Source organism: Bacillus sp. 220_BSPC, from assembly GCF_001054655.1.
In the GTDB taxonomy this organism is placed as follows: Bacteria; Bacillota; Bacilli; order Bacillales; family DSM-1321; genus Peribacillus; species Peribacillus frigoritolerans.
The window spans coordinates 1-18422 of record NZ_JVPL01000293.1 but is presented as its reverse complement, the minus strand read 5'-3'; the positions used below and the strand labels follow the sequence as shown (position 1 = coordinate 18422).

General features: G+C 42.1%; 19 protein-coding genes and 2 riboswitches. Of the genes, 4 read left to right on the top strand and 15 right to left on the bottom strand.

Annotation, left to right across the window (positions count from 1 at the left end; translation table 11 throughout):
* Positions 1-137: 137 nt before the first annotated feature.
* Together ADA55_RS24210 and splB are read right to left on the bottom strand one after the other, a co-directional pair.
* Complete coding sequence (locus tag ADA55_RS24210; RefSeq protein WP_048688334.1) at positions 138-1019, bottom strand: patatin-like phospholipase family protein; 882 nt, start codon at positions 1017-1019, stop codon at positions 138-140.
* 85 nt (positions 1020-1104) lie between these two features.
* Positions 1105-2130 carry a spore photoproduct lyase gene (gene splB / locus ADA55_RS24205; protein ID WP_034308346.1) on the bottom strand — a complete coding sequence of 342 codons (1026 nt, stop codon included), beginning with the start codon at positions 2128-2130 and terminating at the stop codon, positions 1105-1107.
* A gap of 137 nt (positions 2131-2267) precedes the next feature.
* On the opposite strand from splB, the gene ADA55_RS24200 reads away from it, so the two are divergent.
* On the top strand, positions 2268-2453 hold the full coding sequence (locus tag ADA55_RS24200) for a hypothetical protein (RefSeq protein ID WP_048688331.1): 186 nt from the start codon (positions 2268-2270) through the stop codon (positions 2451-2453).
* A 152-nt stretch (positions 2454-2605) separates the two neighbouring features.
* Here the strand turns inward: ADA55_RS24200 and ADA55_RS24195 are convergent, their stop codons facing one another.
* Both ADA55_RS24195 and ADA55_RS24190 read right to left on the bottom strand, forming a co-directional pair.
* Entirely contained in the window at positions 2606-5176 is a 2571-nt protein-coding gene (locus ADA55_RS24195; protein WP_048688328.1) for a vitamin B12-dependent ribonucleotide reductase, read from the bottom strand.
* A 387-nt stretch (positions 5177-5563) separates the two neighbouring features.
* Positions 5564-6400 carry a lipoate--protein ligase family protein gene (locus ADA55_RS24190; RefSeq protein WP_048688324.1) on the bottom strand — a complete coding sequence of 279 codons (837 nt, stop codon included), beginning with the start codon at positions 6398-6400 and terminating at the stop codon, positions 5564-5566.
* Between the two features lie 201 nt (positions 6401-6601).
* Here ADA55_RS24190 and ADA55_RS24185 point away from each other — a divergent pair, with 201 nt between their 5' ends.
* Positions 6602-6985 (top strand): rhodanese-like domain-containing protein, encoded by a 384-nt coding sequence (locus tag ADA55_RS24185; RefSeq protein WP_034308355.1) that lies wholly within the window; start codon positions 6602-6604, stop codon positions 6983-6985.
* A gap of 139 nt (positions 6986-7124) precedes the next feature.
* Here ADA55_RS24185 and gcvPB read toward each other — a convergent pair whose 3' ends face one another.
* Genes gcvPB through gcvT form a run of 3 tightly spaced genes read right to left on the bottom strand, consistent with a single transcriptional unit; the run spans position 7125 to position 11045 of the window.
* Entirely contained in the window at positions 7125-8582 is a 1458-nt protein-coding gene (gcvPB, locus tag ADA55_RS24180; RefSeq protein WP_048688320.1) for an aminomethyl-transferring glycine dehydrogenase subunit GcvPB, read from the bottom strand.
* Positions 8575-9921 (bottom strand): aminomethyl-transferring glycine dehydrogenase subunit GcvPA, encoded by a 1347-nt coding sequence (gene gcvPA, locus ADA55_RS24175; protein ID WP_048688316.1) that lies wholly within the window; start codon positions 9919-9921, stop codon positions 8575-8577. Before gcvPA ends, gcvPB begins: the two co-directional genes overlap by 8 nt.
* Positions 9922-9938: 17 nt before the next feature.
* A complete protein-coding gene (gcvT, locus tag ADA55_RS24170) occupies positions 9939-11045 on the bottom strand; it encodes a glycine cleavage system aminomethyltransferase GcvT (RefSeq protein ID WP_048688312.1) in 1107 nt (368 codons plus the stop codon).
* A gap of 140 nt (positions 11046-11185) precedes the next feature.
* Positions 11186-11271: riboswitch (glycine riboswitch) on the bottom strand.
* Positions 11272-11274: 3 nt separating this feature from the next.
* A riboswitch (glycine riboswitch) is annotated at positions 11275-11362 on the bottom strand.
* A 375-nt stretch (positions 11363-11737) separates the two neighbouring features.
* Here gcvT and ADA55_RS24160 point away from each other — a divergent pair.
* The gene (locus ADA55_RS24160; protein WP_034308367.1) at positions 11738-13426 is read left to right on the top strand and encodes a DEAD/DEAH box helicase; all 1689 of its coding nucleotides are present in this window, start codon (positions 11738-11740) and stop codon (positions 13424-13426) included.
* Positions 13404-14201, top strand: a complete 798-nt coding sequence (locus ADA55_RS24155; protein WP_048688306.1) for a YqhG family protein — start codon at positions 13404-13406, stop codon at positions 14199-14201. Before ADA55_RS24160 ends, ADA55_RS24155 begins: the two co-directional genes overlap by 23 nt.
* A gap of 44 nt (positions 14202-14245) precedes the next feature.
* On the opposite strand, the gene ADA55_RS24150 is transcribed toward ADA55_RS24155, so the two are convergent.
* The 8 genes from ADA55_RS24150 to comGA all read right to left on the bottom strand — a co-directional run.
* On the bottom strand, positions 14246-14431 hold the full coding sequence (locus ADA55_RS24150) for a YqzE family protein (RefSeq protein ID WP_048688303.1): 186 nt from the start codon (positions 14429-14431) through the stop codon (positions 14246-14248).
* A 92-nt stretch (positions 14432-14523) separates the two neighbouring features.
* Complete coding sequence (gene comGG, locus ADA55_RS24145; protein ID WP_048688300.1) at positions 14524-14910, bottom strand: competence type IV pilus minor pilin ComGG; 387 nt, start codon at positions 14908-14910, stop codon at positions 14524-14526.
* Positions 14903-15382, bottom strand: a complete 480-nt coding sequence (comGF, locus tag ADA55_RS24140; protein WP_081088666.1) for a competence type IV pilus minor pilin ComGF — start codon at positions 15380-15382, stop codon at positions 14903-14905. The genes comGG and comGF overlap by 8 nt, the downstream gene beginning before the upstream one ends.
* Positions 15330-15668: a hypothetical protein gene (locus tag ADA55_RS24135; protein WP_048688295.1), complete on the bottom strand. Its 339-nt coding sequence runs from the start codon at positions 15666-15668 to the stop codon at positions 15330-15332. The genes comGF and ADA55_RS24135 overlap by 53 nt, the downstream gene beginning before the upstream one ends.
* The gene (gene comGD / locus ADA55_RS24130; RefSeq protein ID WP_048688291.1) at positions 15655-16098 is read right to left on the bottom strand and encodes a competence type IV pilus minor pilin ComGD; all 444 of its coding nucleotides are present in this window, start codon (positions 16096-16098) and stop codon (positions 15655-15657) included. The genes ADA55_RS24135 and comGD overlap by 14 nt, the downstream gene beginning before the upstream one ends.
* Before the next feature lie 7 nt (positions 16099-16105).
* The gene (comGC, locus tag ADA55_RS24125) at positions 16106-16417 is read right to left on the bottom strand and encodes a competence type IV pilus major pilin ComGC (RefSeq protein ID WP_048688337.1); all 312 of its coding nucleotides are present in this window, start codon (positions 16415-16417) and stop codon (positions 16106-16108) included.
* A 76-nt stretch (positions 16418-16493) separates the two neighbouring features.
* The gene (gene comGB / locus ADA55_RS24120) at positions 16494-17546 is read right to left on the bottom strand and encodes a competence type IV pilus assembly protein ComGB (protein ID WP_048688290.1); all 1053 of its coding nucleotides are present in this window, start codon (positions 17544-17546) and stop codon (positions 16494-16496) included.
* Positions 17512-18422 (bottom strand): competence type IV pilus ATPase ComGA (comGA, locus tag ADA55_RS24115; protein ID WP_048688286.1); only part of this gene is annotated, 911 nt, incomplete at its 5' end. The genes comGA and comGB, both read right to left, overlap by 35 nt.

The window sequence follows — 18422 nt, the reverse complement described above, 5'->3', positions numbered from 1 at the left end:
CGTAGAGCCCCAATCTCTAAACTTTAGGTGAAAATTCAAAGGGAATTTCAGGGGTTCAGAATTTTTTAATTCCGAACCCCTTTTGTCTACAAACTGAATCGGGCTTCTTTTTAAGAGCCCGATTTTTTTATTTAACATCAATAAGTCCATTTTTTAAGGAATTCTTTCGTACATTGCCTGCCTTTATTGATCAATTCACCCTTTTTTTCATCATCCAGATTAAAATCCATTGCAGAAATTCCCTTCATCGGGATGAATACAATATTATGGACGTGTTTCTTGGAAATATACCGTGCATCATGGGCATCCTTCATCGTTTTGAATAGTGCGGAGAACAATTCGACCGCATTATCCACCTCATGCGGTTTCCATATCTCATCGACGCTTAACCGCAAGCCTATGACCGGTCTTTCCTTTCTAACATGATCTGAATTGAATAACCACATTGGAAAATTGCTTAACACACCTCCATCAACAAAAAGGAACTTGCTTTTTCCGACATTAAGTTTGACTGGCTCAAAGAAATAAGGAATGCTGCAACTCATTCTTACTGCCTTTGCCACTGGAAAAGCACTCGGGTCTATTCCATAATTAGGCAAATCATCAGGCAGTACGACCAATTTCCCATTTGAAATGTCAGAGGTTATGATACGGAGTGATTTCGGCCGAACATCCTTAAAGGTGACTACATTCCTTTCGGCAAGTTTACCGGCGACCCATGCTTCCAAGGCGTTGCCTTTATAAAGGCCCAGTTTCCAGTATAAAAGAAGCCATTTAGCAAATGGGATAGGCAAAAGACCACGCCTTTTATCCAGCAGGCCGCTTAAATCTATATCAAGAAAAAACTTTTCCATTTCTTTTCCCGTGTACCCAGCCGCTACGAATGCTGCAATTATGGATCCTGCACTCGTACCTGCTGTTCGATGGAATACAAATCCCTTTTCTTCTAATTCCTGCAGGGCTCCCACTAAACCATAGCCTTTAATCCCGCCTCCGGAAAAAACGCCGTCAATAATCATAGCTGCCCTCCCCTAATCCGGTCTTTACATTTCTAAGCAGGATTAGAGCGATTTATGACAGTTTTAAAAAGAAAATGGCCTTGATTCAGGTAAAATACTGAATTTCCGCTTTCGGGAAGAATTCCGCTATATACCCACGAATGGTCGTTTCCAGTTCTGCCGCTTCCTCGTTTTGATAAACATATTTACCAATTCCATATCGGCCCCATTTATATTTACGCTTCGTTTCGTCCAGTTCCAATTTTGTTTTCGGATAGTTTTTTTGAATCACTTTTTTTGCTGGACCAGTGAACCGATGCTGGATTAATTCGAAAGTCAAGTCAGGAATATCCACCCCTTTTAAGGCCTCACTCAACCGTTCGAATAATTCATGGTATCCCTCCTTCCATGCTTCATGACGGTATATTGGAGCTACGATAAAACCCAGGGGATATCCGGCACCTGCCACTTTACGTGCCGCTTCCATCCGTTCTTCGAAGCTCGAAGTCCCGGGTTCGAAATTCTTTATCACATAACGTGAATTTATACTGAAGCGAAATCTCGTTTTTCCATTATGTTCAGCATCCAACAGATGATCGACATGATGGAATTTAGTGACGAACCTAAGAACCCCATATTCACTTTTCCCAAAATACTCTATGGCCCTTTTTAACGAATGTGTCAAATGATCAATTCCGACGATATCCGATGTACAGGCTGCCTCAAAACGGGTAATTTCAGGCTTTCTCTCATTTATATATTTTTCGGCTGCCTCGAAAATCTCGTCAAGATTAACATATGTCCGAATATATGGCTTTGATCCGAGTGTCGTCTGTAAATAACAATAGTGACAATGCCCCATGCACCCTGTAGCAAGAGGGATGGCATATTCAGCAGATGGCTTTGAAGAATCGAATTTCAATGTTTTTCTGATTCCTACCACGAGTGTCGATTTGGCGACACGATATTTTTGCAGATCATTTTCTCCAGGAAGATCCCTAATTTGGTTATGCGATGTGGTCTCACGGATTTCAATGTTCAAATCTTCGAATTTCTTCTTCAATTCCCGGCCAAGCGGGTATTCCAATGCCCTCGGCTCGATATATACTAACTGTGGCATAAATGGTTTCATTTCGATCTCCATTCTTTTTTCGATTTGTTCATACTTTCAATCGAACTACACAATCTAATTCATAAGGATAGTTTTTCTTTATTCTTTTATCCTCATGATTGTTTTTACTTGGAAATTCAAAATGAAGGAGATGCGATATGGCTAATAAACGAGACTTCTTGACAAATGGAATGGGAAAACAAACGATCACCGTTCAAACAGATAATAAATTTCCAAATCCGAGGAATATACCGGGAGACTCGGTCGATGAATTTTCGGTATTGAAAGATGGCAACCAATATCTAGCCGAAAAGGAAATAGGGCAGCAAAATGAAAATGGTTGATTGAACGTGAAAAGAAGACCGAATTTACGATGATTCGGTCTTCTTTATTGGTATTTAATTGAACAGACTGTCACTGCCCTGGATTAATGACTCTAAAAAAAAAGCCGTTAAGATAGCTTTGCAGCATACTTAACGACTTCCTTTGCATCAGCTTATAGCCCGCATTTCAATTGCGCTCCGCAATTCGTGCACGTATTGCATCCGCCCATTTCCTGAACTTCACCCTTACGGCATACGGGGCAAGTGTTGCCCACTTCCGAACCAATTGTAACATTCGTCGAACGCAGCTCATTTATCGTATCGACCAATACAACTTTTTTCTTTTCTTCCACATCTGTCAATTCATCCATTTCAAGCTGCTCGTCCATTTGGTTTTCTTCCGCTTTGAGCGTAAGGACCTGACTGTCACGGCTGCCATCCACATATACCGTTCCGCCTTTTGCTCCGCCTTTGTATAGACGTTCATATACCTTTTCAACTTGTTCGACAGTATATCCTTTTGGAGCATTGACCGTCTTGCTGATCGAGCTGTCAATCCAGCGTTGAATGATGCATTGAACATCAGCATGTGCTTCTGGAGCTAATTCCATAGCGGAAATGAACCATTTTGGAAGCTCTTCTGTATCGGCTTCTGGATGGCGATCCAAGTATTCCTGTACAATGTCAGCCTTAACTTCAATGAATTTACCAAGACGGCCGCTGCGGAAATAAGTGAAGGAGAAATACGGTTCAAGACCTGTTGATACCCCAACCATCGTTCCTGTACTTCCCGTAGGAGCCACTGTCAATAAATGAGAGTTACGGATACCATGTGCAGCAACACTTTCCCTGATATCTTCCGGCATTTTTTCCATAAATCCGGTTTGTGTGAAACGTGTTCTAAGCTCATTGGTTTCTTTGTCCGTTGACCCGATCAGGAACGGGAAACTGCCTTTTTCTTTAGCAAGTTCCACTGAAGCCCTGTAAGCTGTGGTCGCAATCGTTTCAAACACCTTGTCAACCAGGATATTTCCTTCTTCAGAGCCATATTCCGTTTCACAGTAGATCAACAGGTCATGCAGACCCATTACACCAAGTCCAACCCGTCGCTCGCCCAGTGCTTGTTTTTTGTTTTCATCCAAGAAATAAGGAGTTGCGTCAATGACATTGTCCTGCATGCGCACACCGACTTCAACTGTCTGCTTAAGTTTCTCGAAATTAACCGTTTTGCTTTCTTTATCAGCCATTTCAGCCAGATTGACAGCCGCAAGGTTACATACTGAATATGGGGCCAATGGCTGTTCTCCACAAGGGTTCGTGGCTACGACCTGTTGACCGTATGCTTTGGCATTCGTCATTTCATTAGCATTATCGATAAAGAAAATACCTGGTTCAGCAGAATATGTTGCACAAATGTTTATTAAGTTCCAAAGCTCTTTAGCCCGAATTTTACGGTAAACACGGACTTTATGACCCATTTTCTCCCATTCGCGAACATCACCGACATTATGCCATTCTTCATTGTAAATGGCCATTTCTTCGGCATTATAGCTTTCAACATCAGGAAAACGCAATTCATATTCCGCATCTTGTTCAGCCGCTTCCATAAATTCCTTAGTCAGGCAAATAGAGATATTGGCTCCAGTCAGGAAATCCGAATTATGAACACTGTACGTTCCGCCTGTACGGATCTTTTCCTCTGCATCCCTAATGATTTTCTCGCTGAACCCGCCTTGGCCAGGAATCTCCTTATAATTGATGATCCCTTGATACATAGCCGTTTCCTGTTCCGTGTGCGGCGTGAATTTCAATTTATCCGTCGCATATTTCTTGATGGCTTCATCTTTAGTGTTTTCCACTAGGTAACGCAAGATCCTTGGATTTTGCATTTTGGAAATGATGAACTCTGCAATATCGGGATGCCAATCAGCAAGCATGATCATTTGCGCGCCTCGTCTGCTGCCGCCCTGTTCAACAAGATGCGTCAGTTTTGCAATATCGTCAAGCCATGACACTGAACCCGAGGATTTTCCATTTACCCCTTTTGCCAGAGTGTTTCTTGGACGCAGTGTCGATCCGTTCGTACCCACTCCGCCGCCGCGGCTCATGATTTCCATCACTTGTTTCCTGTGTTCTGAAATACCTTCACGTGAATCCGGTACGAATGGCATTACATAGCAGTTGAAATAAGTAACATCCGTATTGGAACCTGCACCGTATAATACTCGGCCTGCCGGGACGAAATTAAGGTTCTTTAATTCTTCATAGAATTTATTGAACCATTCCGTTCTTTTTTCTTCCGTGGTTTCCACTGATGCCAATCCCGTTGCATTACGTTTCGCAATTTGTTCATAGTATATTTCAAGCGGCTTTTCGATTATATCCAACGGACGGTTTACAATTCCCGTCTCGACTTCTTCCGGATTATCCAATACGCCACGGAATTCTTCATCCACCAATACCTTGGCTTTTTTGGTTTCCCAATCAATTTCAACGATGTAACCGAGACCCCTTGCCGGGAATTTCGGATCTTCCTTAATCGTCAACACGACGAAATCGCCTGCCGAGAGTGTGATTTTTTCAGTATCCTTAAAAGAATAGCGGTCAAGCATGACTAGACGGGACACTCCCTTATGCGCCATTTTCATATCAGCAGTTACAGGGTGAACCTGGGGAAATAAAGAAATATCCTTATTCAACCTTTCTAGATCAACCTTTAAAGCTTCTTTTATTACAACCGACATAATTCCCTCTCCTTTATATGTTTCATGATCCGTTCTTGCTGCCGCAAAAATCCTTATGTAGCCTTACATGTCCGTTTCGCTTAACAAGTACCCTAAATCTATCATAGCGAAACTCAAAAATCAACATATAGTGTCGCATTAAATATTTCAACTACTATATATTGTGTTTGTTTTGAATAACTTTTAATTTTGTCAAACGTTAAATCAATTAATATAGTTAGCAAAAGGGAGGAAAATGTCGATTTACAATAATTTTTCATCAGATTTCAATTAATTTGGACCTTGCTTTTTCCCCATCCCTTTTAGGGCTTATCCCTGCAAGGGATGTGTTATTCGGTCAAACAAATCTGAAAAAACTTTTTATTATCCACTCTAATTATGCTTCCTCTATCTCATGAAATTCCATTCATCGCTTTCGTATTTGCTTTCTGCAATGGCCTTCACTTCCAGCAATTGCTTTTCGGTGAGGACATATGGCTCTAAATCGACCGAAAGTCCTTCGGCAAAACCTTTTTCGAAAGCTTCTTTCGCTTCAGGGATGGTTATCTTTCTCCCGGCAATGTCATTCATGGCCACAGCTTTGTTTTTTAAGTTTTTTTGCATTCTCTCTTTAACCCTGTCATTTGAGAATTTAAATACGCTAAAGAGCTTATCATCATCAAGCTCAAGCAAAATGGACCCGTGCTGAAGGATGACGCCTTTTTGCCTGGTTTGAGCGCTGCCAGCGACCTTCCTGCCCTCAACGACCAGTTCATACCAGCTAGGTGCATCAAAGCAGACGGAAGACCTGGGCGATTTTAAAGCCGCTTTTTCCTGTTCGCTTCGAGGCACGGCAAAATAAGCATCCAATCCAAGATTCCTGAACCCCATCAATATACCTTCAGAAATGACACGATAAGCTTCAGTAACGGTGGTTGGCATTCCCGGATAGGATTCTGGAACGATTACACTATAAGTCAATTCATGTTCGTGCAGTACCGCTCGTCCCCCTGTCGGCCTGCGAACAAAACCAAGGCCCTGCCTTTTGACCTCTTCCAGATCGATCTCCGCTTCTGCCTTTTGAAAATAACCGATCGACAATGTCGCTGGATCCCAGCCGTAAAAGCGTATGATCGGCGGAATTTCCCCTTTGCTTTGCCAGTTTAACAGGGCTTCGTCCAGCGCCATATTAAAAGCCGGTGAACAATACCCCGAATCTATAAAACCCCATTTTTCTTTAGTCATCCTTACCCCTCGTTTCGATAGACGTTTTTCAATCCCCCACAAAAAACTCACATGTAGTAGTTTAACAGACTTTAACACTCTAAAAAAGAAAGTGCTATCAAGTCATGAAGAATTTGATGAAAATACTTTTTGATTATTGGGTAAAGCAATTATATAATAAAGATTGTCTGTATTCGTTAAGGTAGAAGGGAGTTTTTATGTTTGGAAATATTATATACACTGCTCATCATCCTAGGAGTGGTTATTGCGTATTCACTTTTTAATTGGTACCGCCAGCGTAAAATCGTTAAAACACTAACACAGGACGAATTTATCGCCAACTACAGAAAAGTGCAGCTAATCGATGTGCGGGAACCGAATGATTTCGAAAATGGTCATATCTTAGGCGCAAGAAACATCCCTATGACTCAAATGAAAACCCGCTTGGTCGAAATTAGGCCGGACAAGCCTGTATATTTGTATGCTCAAAGCGAAATCATCAGCGGCAGAGCTGCAGCCATGCTATACAAAAAGGGCTACAGGGAACTTTTTCACTTAAAGGGCGGTTTCAAGATGTGGACCGGGAAAATCAAAGCAAAGAAATAAGACCCCATCTCGGCATGGGCTCTTTTTAATTCCATAGCTCAAGTAAAAGAAAGTCAACTGTTGGACTTTAATGGAATCTTACATAAACATGAAAAATCCCCGCCGGAAGGCAGGGATTTTTTTCGTGTAAGCTACTAATCTAGGCTTGATAACGCAAAACGGGTTTTCTGGCAGCAAGAGTTTCATCAAGCCGCTTTATAACGGTTGTATGCGGAGCTTCCTGAACGATTTCCGGAGTTTCTTCCGCTTCCTTGGCAATCTGGATCATCGCATCGATGAACGCATCCAGCGTTTCTTTTGACTCGGTTTCAGTCGGTTCTATCATCATTCCTTCTTCCACGTTCAACGGGAAGTAAATGGTTGGAGGATGATACCCGAAATCCAGCAATCTTTTAGCTATATCGAGAGTCCTTACCCCCAATTTCTTTTGCCGGCGTCCGCTTAATACGAATTCATGCTTACAATGACGATTATATGGTAAGTCAAAATAAGGTTCCAACTTGCGCATCATATAATTGGCATTGATGACCGCGTTCTCTGTGACGGCTTTAAGGCCATCAGGACCCATTGAACGGATGTACGTATATGCCCTCACGTTTATTCCGAAATTACCATAATATGGTTTTACCCTGCCGATGGATTGCGGACGATCATAATCAAGGACGAATTGCTCACCTTGCTTGACTATAAGAGGTTTAGGCAAGTAAGGAATCAAGTCGGACTTCACACCTACAGGACCAGAACCCGGGCCGCCGCCTCCATGCGGGCCTGTGAATGTTTTATGGAGATTTAAATGAACCACATCAAAGCCCATGTCACCCGGTCGTGCTTTTGATAGGACTGCATTCAGATTGGCTCCATCATAATAAAGCTTCCCACCTGAGTCATGGACAAGTTGTGCCATTTCCAAAATATTTTCTTCAAACAATCCCAATGTATTGGGGTTCGTCAGCATCAAGGCCGCCGTATCAGGTCCGACAACACGTTTTAAATCTTCAAGGTCGACTAACCCATTTTCATCGGACTTAACTGTAATCGTTTCTAGTCCGGCAACAGTGGCAGAGGCAGGATTCGTACCATGGGCCGAATCAGGTACAATCACTTTCGTCCGTTCTGTATCTCCATTCGCTTCGTGAAAAGCGCGAATCATCATCAATCCTGTCCATTCTCCGTGGGCACCTGCTGCAGGCTGTAATGTCACTTGGTCCATCCCGGTGATTTCCGTTAAGTGTTCCTGCAAATCAAATAATAGTCCCAATGCTCCTTGTACAGTAGCGGGATCTTGATATGGATGGATATGGGCAAAACCGTTGAAGCGTGCCACATTTTCATTTATTTTCGGATTATATTTCATGGTGCATGAACCCAGTGGATAAAAGCCCGAATCCACCCCATGATTCCGTTTGGAAAGTGCAGTATAGTGACGCATGATATCCAGTTCGGACACCTCAGGAAGCTTTGCCTCTTCTTCACGGATGTAGTCGGCAGGAAGAATTTCTTCGAGCGGAATAGTTGCAACATCCATTTCTGGCAGACTGTACCCGATCCGGCCGGAAGTACTGATTTCAAAAATGAGTGATTGATCTTGATTATTCATGTTGATCCCCCAATTCCTGCGCAAGTGCATCAATTTCTTCTTTTGTTCTTAGTTCAGTTACCGCAACCAGCATATGGTCTTTCAATTCAGGATAAACCGTACCTAAATCGAAGCCGCCGATCATCCCTTTTTCAAAAAGGTTTTTATTGATTTCTGAAAATGGAGCAGGCAGTTTAATGACAAATTCATTAAACGAAGGACCGTCGAATATCACTTCCACCCCTTTTGCCATAATTGCTTTTTTCGCATAATGTGCTTTTTGAATATTTTGCACGGCCATTTCTTTGACACCCTTTTTCCCAAGCGCGGTCATTGCAACAGAAGCTGCCAAGGCATTCAAAGCTTGATTGGAACATATGTTGGATGTGGCTTTGTCACGGCGAATGTGCTGTTCACGAGCTTGAAGCGTCAGTACAAACCCTCTTTTTCCATTCTCATCAACCGTCTGACCGACGAGTCTGCCCGGAACTTTCCGTACAAATTTATTGGTAACCGCAAAATATCCACAATGAGGTCCACCGAATGCCGCTGGAATGCCGAATGGCTGAGCATCCCCCGTTACGATATCTGCACCGAGTGCACCAGGGGATGTCAAAGCTCCCAATGCAAGCGGATTACTGGAAACGATAAACATGGACTTGACGCCATGAATGATTTCTTCCATTTCTTTCAATGGCTCGATCCGGCCAAAAAAGTTCGGATATTGCACGATCACTCCTGCAATGTCATCATTCGCCAATTCCCTTAAAGCAGCTAAGTCAGTCACACCGCCTTCATGAGGAATTTCGATCACTTCCACGCGTTGCCCTTTCGCATATGTCTTCACAACTTCTCTTGATTCAGGATGAACGGTTCCTGAAATGAGAATCTTCTTCCTCCTTGTCTGACCTGAAGCAAGCATCGCTGCTTCAGCCAGCGCCGTCCCGCCGTCATACATGGAGGAGTTAGCCACATCCATGCCCGTCAATTCACATATCATCGTTTGATATTCAAAGATTGCTTGAAGCTCGCCCTGTGAAATTTCAGGCTGATACGGTGTATAAGCCGTATAAAACTCAGAACGGGAAAGAACATGATCGACGATGACCGGGGCGTAATGGTCATAGACACCCGCACCAAGGAAGGAAGCATAATTTTTAAGGTCCGCATTCTTTGCAGCAAGCCTTGATAATTCTTTCATTAATGCAGGTTCCGATTTAGCAGGCTTGATATCGTATTCTCCTTGAAAACGAACGCTTTCAGGGATATCTTTGAAAAGTTCTTCAGCAGTGGATACCCCTATCGCTTCCAGCATTTCTTGTTTATCTTGCTCTGTCATGGGTAAATAACGATGTTTCATCTAATGACCATTCCCCTCTATTTACGTGGTTTTTTATAAAAAGGTGTTTGTATTATAACGGCTTTCAAACGTTTGGAACGGATTTCCACTACGACTTCCGCATCCAGAACCGAAAATTCCTTATCGATAAGTACCAATCCAACGTTTTTCTTCAATGTTGGCGATTGGGTACCAGTCGTGACCTCGCCAATGACTTCATCACCGCTGTAGACCTTATACCCATGACGTGGAATGCCACGGTCAATCATTTCAATTCCCACAAGCTTTCGGGGAGCCCCTTTCTCCTTTTGTTCAGCAAGAACGGCTTTCCCGAAAAAATCAACTTCCTTATCCACTTTTACTGCAAAACCAATCCCGGCTTCTATCGGGGTGATGTCCGCTGAAAGCTCCTGCCCATACAGCGGCAGTTTCGCTTCAAAACGCAGGGTATCACGAGCACCTAAACCAATCGGCTGAACCCCCTCTTCCTTACCGGCATCCATAATCGCCTTCCAAAGGGCAGGGCCATTTTTACTGTCGCTATATATCTCAAAACCATCTTCACCAGTGTATCCAGTACGGGATACCAGCGTGGAGATACCGTTAATCATGACATGATCCTTGAACCTGAAAAATCCAATTTCACTTAAGTCAGTACTTCCCGATAGTTTTTGTAATATCTTCTCTGCAGCTGGTCCTTGAAGTGCCAGCTGTGTATAGTCACTTGATACATTCGTAATTTGGGCATCTTCCGTTAAATTTGCTTGCAGCCAATTGAAATCTTTTTCTGTATTCGCTGCATTGACCACGAGCAGATAGTCGTCCTCAGCCCTTTTATACACGATAAGATCATCAACCGTGCCTCCGTTTTCATAACACATGGCGGTATATTGGGCACCGCCCTGTTGCAGCTTTGATATATCATTGGTCAGCATCTTCTGTAAAAAGGAAAGGCTCCCAGGCCCCTTAACATCGACTTCCCCCATATGGGAAACATCGAATAACCCCGCTTTTGTCCGTACGGCTTCATGTTCATCCTTTATACCCGAAAATTGGACAGGAAGTTCCCAGCCGCCAAAATCAATCGTTTTACCTCCGTATTCACGATAAACCTCAAATAGTGGTGTTCTTTTTAAATTGGTCAAAAAATGACCCCCTTCAGATTTTTTTAAAGATTAATTGGCTTCATTATCAAAAGCTTCTTGTCATTACGCATCAGATACATCCTGATTCATGATGTGAAAAAAGCACAAAAAAGGACAGAGAAAGCCCGTTTGAGCTTTTTCTCTGTCCTGAAACCTGAAAGTTTACCTATGTAATAGGTTTTCCCCTTTGGTGGCCGCGTCCCATAACGGGCGGCGCTCTCCAGAGTTGCGTCCAATAAGAGTTCTTTTGCCTGAGAGATTCACTGCTAAGTTTGCTCCTTCGGCGCTACATCCGTAGTCTCTCCCCTTATCTTCACCCGCATATAAATGGTCTACCATTGAAAGGAAGCGAATAAGCCCCCAGCATCGGTAAAACCTTTGAACATAAATGGAATGCATTCTCTGCCAATTCTCCTAAAACTTCAGAAACCGTTTAACTGATCTCCTCGGTAATCTTGGATAAATTAGGAGCATATAGCCCATACTAAGAAAACGCGAACTGCAAAATCGATGTACAAACATTCTTTGCAGCGTTTGGAAATTGGAATTTTCTAAATATACTTATATCCTACCCTAAGAAACTTATCTCTGCAATAACTTTTGAAGAGAAATATTTATCTTACTTCACATATGAAATGTTCGGGTTTTGACCTTATATTAAGGAAATTATGATTTAAGAGGGAGTTATTTCTATGAAAATCAATATATCCTTCAATTCTGAATGGAATGACGAGTTTCTGCAAAAGATGGAAAATGACGGTCCATGGGGAAATTGGGAGCTTTATAAGTTGGCGGTTCAAATGGAGGAAAACCTTATCATCCCTGATTTTGAAGGTTTACAGGCGCCCAAGCACCTTCCTCAGTTAACCCCGCTTCCCCATCAATTGGAAGCGGCGAAGCAAGTAGTGGAAAAGATGAATGGAAAAGCCATTTTGGCTGATGAGGTAGGGCTGGGAAAAACAATTGAAGCAGGCTTGATCCTAAAAGAGTATATGATTAGGGGACTTGTAAAAAAAGTATTGATCCTTGTTCCGGCTTCCCTTGTCACACAATGGGCATTTGAATTGAATACCAAGTTTCATATTCCGGCAGTCGTTCAGAGAAAAAGTTATGTCTGGGACTCCTGTGATGTGGTCATTTCATCCATTGATACAGCGAAACGCGCTCCACATCGAGATATCATCTTTACTCAGGAATATGACTTCATCATTATTGATGAAGCTCATAAACTTAAAAATAATAAGACGAAGAACTATGAATTCGTCCAAAATCTGAAAAAGAAATTTTGTTTACTCCTGACAGCCACTCCGATTCAAAATAAAGTCGAGGAGATATTCCACCTCGTTTCGTTATTGAAACCGGGCCACTTGGGAAATGCTTCACTCTTTTCGGAAAAGTATAAAGGGAAAGGCCGGAACATAATTGAAGATGAACACCTAAAGGAACTGGTCAACACTGTCATGATTCGAAACCGGCGGGCCGATACTGGCATTGAATGGACAAAACGGCATGTGGAAACCATCACCATTGAATTTTCTCCAACGGAACAAGCATTGTATGATGCTGTTTCCAAATTCAAGCCAATTTCGGATGGATCAAAAGGAAGCGCCTTTTCGGCTCTCACTCTCCAAAGGGAAGCATGCAGCAGCAGAGAGGCTGTCTTTTATACATTAAAGAATATGAGAGATAAATACGATCAGCCTTCCCCTGATTTTTTGGCAAAGCTTGATGATTTATTTACTAAAGTGAATGAAACGGTCCAGAACTCAAAGGCTGAAAAAGCTTTGGAACTGATCAAGAAAATTGATGACAAAGTAATTATCTTTACGGAATATAGGGCGACTCAACTATATCTCCAATGGTACCTACAGCAGAATGGAATTTCTTCTGTTCCTTTCCGGGGCGGTTTTAAGCGCGGAAAGAAAGACTGGATGCGAGAATTATTCCAAAAGAATATTCAGGTATTAATCGCAACAGAAGCTGGCGGGGAAGGGATAAACCTTCAGTTTTGCCATCACTTGATTAATTTTGACCTGCCATGGAACCCAATGAGGCTTGAACAGAGAATTGGACGGATCCACCGCCTTGGTCAGGAAGAAGATGTGATGATTTATAACTTTGCCACGAAAAATACAGTTGAAGAACATATACTGAAGTTACTATACGAAAAAATAAATTTATTTGAAAAAGTAATCGGTGAATTGGATGATATTCTAACCAAACTGGATATTAACAACATTGAAGAATATTTAATTGATGTGGTCGGCGAGTCCAAAACAGAGGGCGAAATGAAAATCAAGATGGATAATTTTTCATCATTGATCCAATTCGCTCAATCAATGAAGGAAGGTGAGGTTCATGCAGCAACGGGAAATTCATGATTTTTTAATCACTTTCTTTAAAGCCAACGATTGTGAAATACTGGATAATGCACCAACCCACCTTACAGTGCAATTGACGATTGAAATGGATAAGGAATTAATGAACAGACCCTTTTATTGGCATTATCTAGAAAAAACAGGAGGTGTTCCGAACCCGGCACAGATTACTTTCATTACCGACCCAGAACAAGCTCCATCCGATTTAAAGGGAGAAATGATTCATTTTGGCTCCCCTCGCCTTCACCAGATTATTCAATCAACCAAAAAGCTGGCAGGGTATACTAGACTTTTTGAGAATACGCCTCCATCAAAAGGCAGAAATAATCCTTTGTTTCCTTGGCTGACCTTGAATGTGAAAATATCGTATCAATGCGACCGCAAAAAAGATACTTTCATGTCAATCGGATTGAATTTAATCTCGGGTGAAATAATGGAAGGGTTTCACCATCGGGTTTTACCGATTAACGTCACCCCGAAAATACCGGATTACTCCTTTACGCTTTCACCTCTGATCATGCCCAAGAGTGGATTGGCAAGACTGGATACATACATCAGAACCAGTTTCGAGGATGATGACCATTCCTGGGCGGAGGAGGCAATGCTGCGCTGGCAGAATGACTTGAATTTATTGGAGCATTTTTACAAGGATATGGACGAAAAAAGTGAGAGCTATTATACCGAAAAAGAAGCACTAAAAGCACAATATGAACCCAACATCAGAATATCCATCATCAACGGAGGATTATTTTACCTTTCAGATAGGGCGTTGGGATAAGTGAAGAACAAAAAAACAGATGTCCAAAGTTCAGGACATCTGTTTTACTTTTTGATCGTTTTCCTTACAAACATCGACAAAGCAAAAGGGACAATGCCAAACCAATGGGACATACCATGGTTTTTATCCTCTTTTCTGTGACGGCGTTTTTCTTTTCGTTCTTTTTTCGTCAGATTGAAATACTCGACAAGCTGCTGCGTCAGATATTTAATATAAGCGTTTGTAGACATATAAAATCATCACCCTACGCAAAGTATGTCCGGTTTACGCTTTTTTTATTCCTTCCCTTGCTCCCTGAACACGTGAACCTGTCGTTTTGGTATTACACAGCTTGCTTCTCCAACCATTCTTTCACTTCCCCCGCTTCTTTATCGTATTGAATGATGACCCTTCCCTCTCGATCATTTTTAGTTTTGGAAGAAAACTCGATATAGACGTAAGGACCTTCTTGCTTCATTAAGGAATATCGCACCACACCATTGGGATATGATTTTTCCCCTTGGATGATTTTCGGGATTTCTTCGCCCCACTCTGCCGTCACATCCTTGATGGCTAGATGGACAAGATGGTCGGCCACAAGCGACTCTTCCACTTCTTTATAAAACTTTTTATCAATGATAAACTGGTCGATCATTAGTATCGTGAACATGATGAAAACACTCGCTACAATCATGACCATCGGGAAAACGACTCCTTTTTGATTATTCATCGACTTTCGTATCATTCCTAAAGAAGGGATGAAATCTTCGACTGAAAGTAGTCCCTGCTTTATCCGTTATATTTATAACAATGACACTTCCATCCTTATCGACCCGGAATTCCGAAATGTTCTGCAAGATGACCTCATGCCCCATACCATCCACTCGTCTTCGTACCTTATCTTCATATTGTTCCAGCGATGATAATTGTTCACCTGAAAGCAAATATAATTTGTTTCCCATTACATCTTGAGCTTTGGAACTCCGGACCTCCTGCTTCATTTGCATGGTAAAGACCTCCCACTCTTTAGGATGCAATTTATCAACGGACCTCATCTGGGTGTGAATGATTGAGAAGAGCTGCAGAACAAAAAGCGACGTCGTCATTAAAATCAATAAAGAAAAAAGCAATTCGATCATCGTAAAGCCATCATTTTTTTGCAGCATCACAAATGGATTCCCAATTACCCGTTTCATCTTCATAGCGTACACACCCTTCAATCATTCCCGGGAAATCCCCATGGTCCTTCCAAACCAATTCAAAGCTTCTTTTTTTGTAAATGATCTCCTGACCAACTGCCTGAATCTCCCCATCCATGAACGCCGTCAACCTTTCATATAATAAATGGTGGGCTTCTGTCCTTACGGAAATATCTTTCCGTTGCGTCAATACCTCTTCAAGCATTGGTAAAATGGCAAGGACCAGTAATATACAAACGGAAAATGCAGCCATCAGTTCAAGGTAGACGTACCCTTTACAATTTCTCAATCCGGAACCTCCCTTTACCGATATTGAGCACTAGTTTGTACTTTCCCTTTGACGTGTCAATCATAATCGTTCCGGCTTTGGAAGCATTTCCATATTGATTAAAATGGAAGCTGTACCCCAAAGTGCCGCTTAAAAACTGTATATCCTCTGGTATGCTTCTCTCTAAAACGATCCCCTCCTTATAAGACGAAACGGTATAAACCTTTTTGGTATTATCAATGTGGAGGTAAATCAAGCTCTCATGACTGATGGCATATTGTTGAGCATAGAAAAGATCTTCATGGAATTGAGAAAGAAATAGCCTATTTTCCATTCCTTTAGTGAAGCTGGGATATAAATTAGGACCGATGGAAATAAGGAGTACAAAAATAGCGAGGACAATAAGGGTTTCAGATAGTGTGTACCCACCATCGGAATGCCGTATATTCACTTCTCTCCTACTCAACGACCGTTATCTTTCCTTTACTATCCAAACTAATTTCATCCCCATTTGGGCAGGAAGTCTGTTTGAGATAGCCTTGACTTTCCAATTCATCGATACTTCCGGGCAATTTAGCATTATCGATTTCATAAGCCTGCACCTGTGCTTGGGCCATCTTCACGAAAGCTTCACATCCTTTAGACTGGATTGTGGATTGGTTTTTCGTGATATTGGGGATTGTTATAATCAAAAGGATGGATATCACCAGTAAAACAATAAGCATTTCAATTAGTGTAAAACCACGTTCATTCATCACTTTCTTCAACATATCATCATGCTCCTGAAGCATCTGAATACCAGATGACCTTCGGGCATTTTCACCTCCGGAATACAAAAATGAAATCCTATAAACCTTCGAGCAGTGAGAACATCGGCAGCAAAACCGCCAAATAAATGGACACGATCAAAAGACCTATCAGTGAAAACATTAAAGGCTGAATGATTTTCAAGATTGCATTCATTCTCTCTTCAATTTTCTCCAGTATAAAACGACTGTAATGAAGTAACTCGGCATCAAGTCTGCCGTATTTTTGACCATTTGCAGCGACCACCGGTAAATTCCCATCAAAATATGGGAGCTCCCGAAAAATCATTTCAAGTGATCTGCCCTCGATCAGATCATCTTTGATGATATTGCAAAGTTTTTGGTAAAAAGGCTGCTGTTGATTTATCGAGAATAATTTGATGCTATCGTTAATCGACAGCCCTCCGGAAAGCAAGCCACTGAATTGGCTTGCAAAAAAATAAGTTTCGTATAATTTGATGAACGTCCCGAATATCGGAATTCCCATCAATATCCTTCGCTGCCTTAATGGGCATAATCCATTGAACCAAAACCGTTTGAGTGCATACAAGAATAGGAGCAATCCGAGTAATAAGAAGGGGAGTGCTGGAAGAATGAACGTGGAGGCTGACATTAATCTTAAGAGGATATGCTGCTCGACATCCATGGTGAAATAGATGGTCTGGAATTTGGGAAGGAGAACACTCTGAAGAATATAAAAAACGATGCTTACAAAAACGACTAAGAATACGGGATACATCATTAACTTTTTTACTTTATCCATATCCTCGATTCTTTTCTTCCAATATCGCCCTCCTTCTTTCAACGACCGTTCCAGGTCGCCATATTGCTCTCCATAAAATATATAACTTACAAGCTGCGGATGAAAATTAAGATGGGTCAGCACCATGTGCAACGGGTAGCCGTTCCTTAAATCGGCTATAGCCTGAGTGAAGTCTTCCGCTTTTTTCTTTGATTCCTGAAATTCAAGAAAATGTAAAGCTTCCGCCAAAGGATAACCATGATTCAATAATTCACCTAGCTTCGAAATAAAGACCGCCTGCTCTTTTACCTTCCATTTACTTTTTGGTTTCATGGTATACCAGCCGTTCATATTCCTGAGCATCCACATAGCCCATCGCAACCGCTTTTCCGATTTCATCCTTTAATTGGCGGTAGCTGACCGTTGCCTTTCCTTTTTCATCTCCCATTATCCGGAGAACTTCAGCCAGACTTTTTCCATATAGCAATTCATATACACTTGCCCTTTTATTCCTCGCAGTCATTTTGCAAGCTAAAGCACAGTCCCCTTTACACGTAAGACATCGCAATTCAACCAGCCGCTGCGCTGTCACGCCAATCAAAGTCTGTTCAACCTCAAGTAAGCTGACACCAAATTCCAGTAATCTGGAGATGGCACCCTGGGCATCCCTCGTATGCATGGTCGTTAGTATCAAATGACCGGTTAATGCGGCACGGACTGCGATTTTGGCAGTTTCTGCATCCCTGACTTCCCCAACCATGATCACGTCCGGGTCATGCCTCAGAACAGCTTTTAGGCCGACGGAATACGTAATGCCCGCCTTTTCATTGATTTGGACTTGCAATACCTTTTCGGATACATTTTCAATGGGGTCTTCAAGTGTAATGATATTTCGATTGATCATCTCATGGGCGTGGTGAAGCAGGGAATATAAAGTCGTGGTTTTCCCACTGCCGGTCGGGCCGGTAAATATGAGCATGCCATGGGAATGCTTCAGGAGTGCAATCAATTTTTGAACGGTGTTTGGAAATAAGGATAACTGTTCTAGAGGAAGGATATTCTGTTGGGGTATTAAGCGGATGACCAAACTTTCGAGATGGGCAGTGGGTAAAGTGGAAAGGCGGAGTCCGACCACCTGGTTAGCCAAATTGATGGTGATGGCGCCACTCTGGGGCCTCCTTTTCTCCCCTATATCCATCGAGGCAAGGAACTTCAAATGAGCGATCA

Coding starts and splice junctions, on each gene's coding strand:
- ADA55_RS24210 (WP_048688334.1), bottom strand. CDS start 1,019: ATGATTATTGACGGCGTTTTTTCCGGAGGCGGGATTAAAGGCTATGGT.
- splB (WP_034308346.1), bottom strand. CDS start 2,130: ATGAAACCATTTATGCCACAGTTAGTATATATCGAGCCGAGGGCATTG.
- ADA55_RS24200 (WP_048688331.1), top strand. CDS start 2,268: ATGGCTAATAAACGAGACTTCTTGACAAATGGAATGGGAAAACAAACG.
- ADA55_RS24195 (WP_048688328.1), bottom strand. CDS start 5,176: ATGTCGGTTGTAATAAAAGAAGCTTTAAAGGTTGATCTAGAAAGGTTG.
- ADA55_RS24190 (WP_048688324.1), bottom strand. CDS start 6,400: ATGACTAAAGAAAAATGGGGTTTTATAGATTCGGGGTATTGTTCACCG.
- gcvPB (WP_048688320.1), bottom strand. CDS start 8,582: ATGAATAATCAAGATCAATCACTCATTTTTGAAATCAGTACTTCCGGC.
- gcvPA (WP_048688316.1), bottom strand. CDS start 9,921: ATGAAACATCGTTATTTACCCATGACAGAGCAAGATAAACAAGAAATG.
- ADA55_RS24160 (WP_034308367.1), top strand. CDS start 11,738: ATGAAAATCAATATATCCTTCAATTCTGAATGGAATGACGAGTTTCTG.
- ADA55_RS24155 (WP_048688306.1), top strand. CDS start 13,404: ATGCAGCAACGGGAAATTCATGATTTTTTAATCACTTTCTTTAAAGCC.
- ADA55_RS24150 (WP_048688303.1), bottom strand. CDS start 14,431: ATGTCTACAAACGCTTATATTAAATATCTGACGCAGCAGCTTGTCGAG.
- comGG (WP_048688300.1), bottom strand. CDS start 14,910: ATGAATAATCAAAAAGGAGTCGTTTTCCCGATGGTCATGATTGTAGCG.
- comGF (WP_081088666.1), bottom strand. CDS start 15,382: ATGAAGATGAAACGGGTAATTGGGAATCCATTTGTGATGCTGCAAAAA.
- comGC (WP_048688337.1), bottom strand. CDS start 16,417: ATGTTGAAGAAAGTGATGAATGAACGTGGTTTTACACTAATTGAAATG.
- comGB (WP_048688290.1), bottom strand. CDS start 17,546: ATGAACGGCTGGTATACCATGAAACCAAAAAGTAAATGGAAGGTAAAA.